Source organism: Pseudoalteromonas sp. RB2-MNA-CIBAN-0110 (genome assembly GCF_040309305.1).
Classification (GTDB): domain Bacteria; phylum Pseudomonadota; class Gammaproteobacteria; order Enterobacterales; family Alteromonadaceae; genus Pseudoalteromonas; species Pseudoalteromonas arctica.
On record NZ_JBEOOQ010000076.1, the window covers coordinates 1 to 2,899 of the forward strand.

Sequence of the window (2,899 nt, forward strand, 5' to 3'; positions counted from 1 at the left end):
TTTCCCTGCGTTACTCAGCGTTTATTATGTACCCATTAAACTTAATGTTTAACCGTTAAGCAATTATATTCAGCCAACCCCAATGACCGCTGATCGCTCTTTGCCGAAGTTCAGCTAAGTGCCATGAGCGGACGGTGGTAACGCCTAAATAACAGGCTAAGTAATGGTTGGCTAAAATTGTGCAGCGAAGCGAAACGTAGCCAACTGTTACGTGTCCTTGTTTATTTTCTTGTTAAGTGCCTATTCTCCATGACAATTTTTAAATTTTTTGCCACTACCACAAGGACATAAATTTTTTCGTTTTAAACCGCCACTTTTATGAGCTGCTTCGTACGCTGAACTTTCAGGGTCGCTAGCACCATAGTAATTGTTTATCACTGTAGTATTCGGTTCTTTATTAGATGACCGCATAGTTTGAATGAAAATAATTAATGTTAAAAGGAAACCTAACATTGAGTAAAACTCACCAGCATTACTAGGGACAAGTAAGTGCGTTAACTCAGAGAGTTCTGGGACTTCGAGTTCAATTGCTTTAACAATATTTTTAGCATCTTTTTTCTCAACTTTTTGTTGTTGAGAAATTATCCCTTTCAATCTTTCTAGTGTGTCAAATGCAACAGCAGGGTTTGTTAAAACATCATAGGCTGATTTAGCAAAATGAATATTTCCCGTATGATCCGTTGTGCAGTCAAGTGTTTCAGCAATTGATCCACAATTAGGACATTTTGATGTATTACCAGTAAAAGAGCTGTTGGTACAGTTAGTAATTTCAATTCCTGAACCAAAAGTTAACCCACATTTCTTGCATACTGCCGGTAAATTTACCACTGAAGCTCCTTAGGCATTTAACGCCCTAATAATGGGCAAAAAATTGTTGGCTAAAATGTTGAGGAACGAAAACAGCCAACTGTTTTTTGTCCTTATTAATTAGCTTGTATGGATAATAAACCCATAAATTAATTAATACTTTAACCAAGTTCGGGTAATGTGAGGCCCAAGCTTTGGCTGCAACCAAAGCCTTTTATACAGTAGTTCGATTGATTGAAGGCTCCTCTATTGAGAGACCGATAACAAGAAAGAACGCTGTATAAACTCCAAGCATTAAACTCGGATAGTCAACGGGGCCTCGAGCCCGAATCGCAAGGCAGAGTCAGAGTCAGAGTCAGAGTCAGCTTATTATGAATACACTCAATAATCAAAATGAAATTAACGTCGGTGTCGATACAGGTAAAACTCAACTCGATATTTACATCCGACCGTTAGATATATATTTCACCGTAGAAAACAATGACGGCGGCATTAAGCACGCTATAAAAACACTAAAAAAGCACCCAATAACGCGTGTTACTATTGAAGCAACTGGGCGCCTTGAACACCCCTTTATTATGGCGTGTGCTCAAGCGAATATCCCTTTCGTTGTTGCTAATCCCGTTAATATTAAACGTTTCGCAGGTGCAATCGGCCAAAAAGCAAAAACAGATAAACTTGATGCGCAACTCATCGCTCATTTTGGTGAAGCAATAAAGCCACCACTTTCTTCTTTAAAGCCAGAGCAGATGCGCTTGATGAGTGATTTACTTTCTAGAAGAAGGCAGTTAATGGATATGCAAACGATGGAGAAAAATCGTTCACAGATAATGCCAAAAACAATATCATCACTAATAAAACCTATCCTAACGGCATTAAAAAATCAGATTGAAAAAGTAGATTTGAAACTACAAAAACTCATCAAAGAATGTGACGAATATAAGGTCAAGAATGACATTATTCAAAGTGTGCCTGGCGTTGGTAATGTTGTCGCGTTTAACTTACTTAGTGACATGCCTGAGCTTGGGTGTGTAAACAACAAAGAGGCTGCATCACTAGTTGGTGTTGCACCATTTAATCGAGAAAGTGGTGCTTATCAGGGTAAACGGATGATACGAGGTGGACGACCGAAAATTAGAACCGCAATGTATATGGCAATGATGTCAGCTATCCAATGTAACCCTAAATTTAAAGCTATTTATCATCGGCTAGTCGCGGCAGGGAAACCTAAAAAAGTGGCTATTATTGCCTGTATAAGAAAGCTTATAGTAATCATAAATTCTATGGTGAGGGATGGTGTCATGTGGGATCCTAAAATGGTTTGAAATTAGGAATTGACACCATAGTCACTTGTTAGGTAACAAATTACACATAAGTTGCAGTTACCTTTTGCTTGAAAACTATTTGAGGCTCACTAGTACTAACAACCTCAACACATTCATCGCCAGTAGAAATTAAATACGACCAGCCATCTTTAGAGTGCATAAAGAAACTTAATGGACTCTCTTGAGACCAACCATGCTCCTTAACTTTGAAGCAGTTACTCTTTACTTTTCCTGACTCCCAAAGCTCAGTTAAGCCATGCTCGTCTAATAAACGGTATGCACCAACATCATCAAAAATTATTTCAAATACACTTTCAGTATCAATGTGAAAGACAGTAACAATTAGATCAGAATTTCCTGTCTGGAACTCATTTTTAAGTTCGTAACGTTTACCATCGGCATATTCAATAGACCAATCTGAGGATCCCCATTTGGTATTTATGATATGTAAATCGCCATCACCAAAAGGTGTCAGCCAAACGCCAATTTCCATGTGTTACCTAACGAGCCTGTAGATTAACTCGTTTTTTATTTATTTTTATTGATAAACAAACCATAGCTGAGTTCCTATTTTGGTTCAATCGATTACTGTATTTTATGCAGAATATAAAGTGGGAGTTTGGTGTTGTTTTAATTGGCGTTTTGGACGGGATTACGGGTACTTGAGTGGCTTTTATTTAGGGTAAAAGCGCTTACCCTTCTTAATGCATCGTGTTTTGCAGCTTTTCTATATTATGAACAAGACAATACAGTTGCCATTGCGCATT

At 38.0% G+C, this 2,899-nt stretch carries 3 protein-coding genes and 1 pseudogene; 1 reads left to right on the forward strand and 3 read right to left on the reverse strand.

The window, feature by feature from the left end:
- Positions 1-240: 240 nt before the first annotated feature.
- The gene (locus AAEY68_RS20530) at positions 241-828 is read right to left on the reverse strand and encodes an SEC-C metal-binding domain-containing protein (RefSeq protein ID WP_350586777.1); all 588 of its coding nucleotides are present in this window, start codon (positions 826-828) and stop codon (positions 241-243) included.
- Between the two features lie 350 nt (positions 829-1,178).
- On the opposite strand from AAEY68_RS20530, the gene AAEY68_RS20535 reads away from it, so the two are divergent.
- Positions 1,179-2,132, forward strand: coding sequence for an IS110 family RNA-guided transposase (locus tag AAEY68_RS20535; protein WP_024598675.1), 954 nt, complete (start codon positions 1,179-1,181; stop codon positions 2,130-2,132).
- A gap of 40 nt (positions 2,133-2,172) precedes the next feature.
- Here the strand turns inward: AAEY68_RS20535 and AAEY68_RS20540 are convergent, their stop codons facing one another.
- Together AAEY68_RS20540 and AAEY68_RS21935 are read right to left on the reverse strand one after the other, a co-directional pair.
- Entirely contained in the window at positions 2,173-2,625 is a 453-nt protein-coding gene (locus tag AAEY68_RS20540) for a hypothetical protein (protein ID WP_350586778.1), read from the reverse strand.
- Between the two features lie 208 nt (positions 2,626-2,833).
- Positions 2,834-2,899 (reverse strand): annotated as a pseudogene (locus tag AAEY68_RS21935) (transposase); the annotation flags it as partial.

Coding starts and splice junctions, on each gene's coding strand:
- AAEY68_RS20540 (WP_350586778.1), bottom strand. CDS start 2,625: ATGGAAATTGGCGTTTGGCTGACACCTTTTGGTGATGGCGATTTACAT.
- AAEY68_RS20535 (WP_024598675.1), top strand. CDS start 1,179: ATGAATACACTCAATAATCAAAATGAAATTAACGTCGGTGTCGATACA.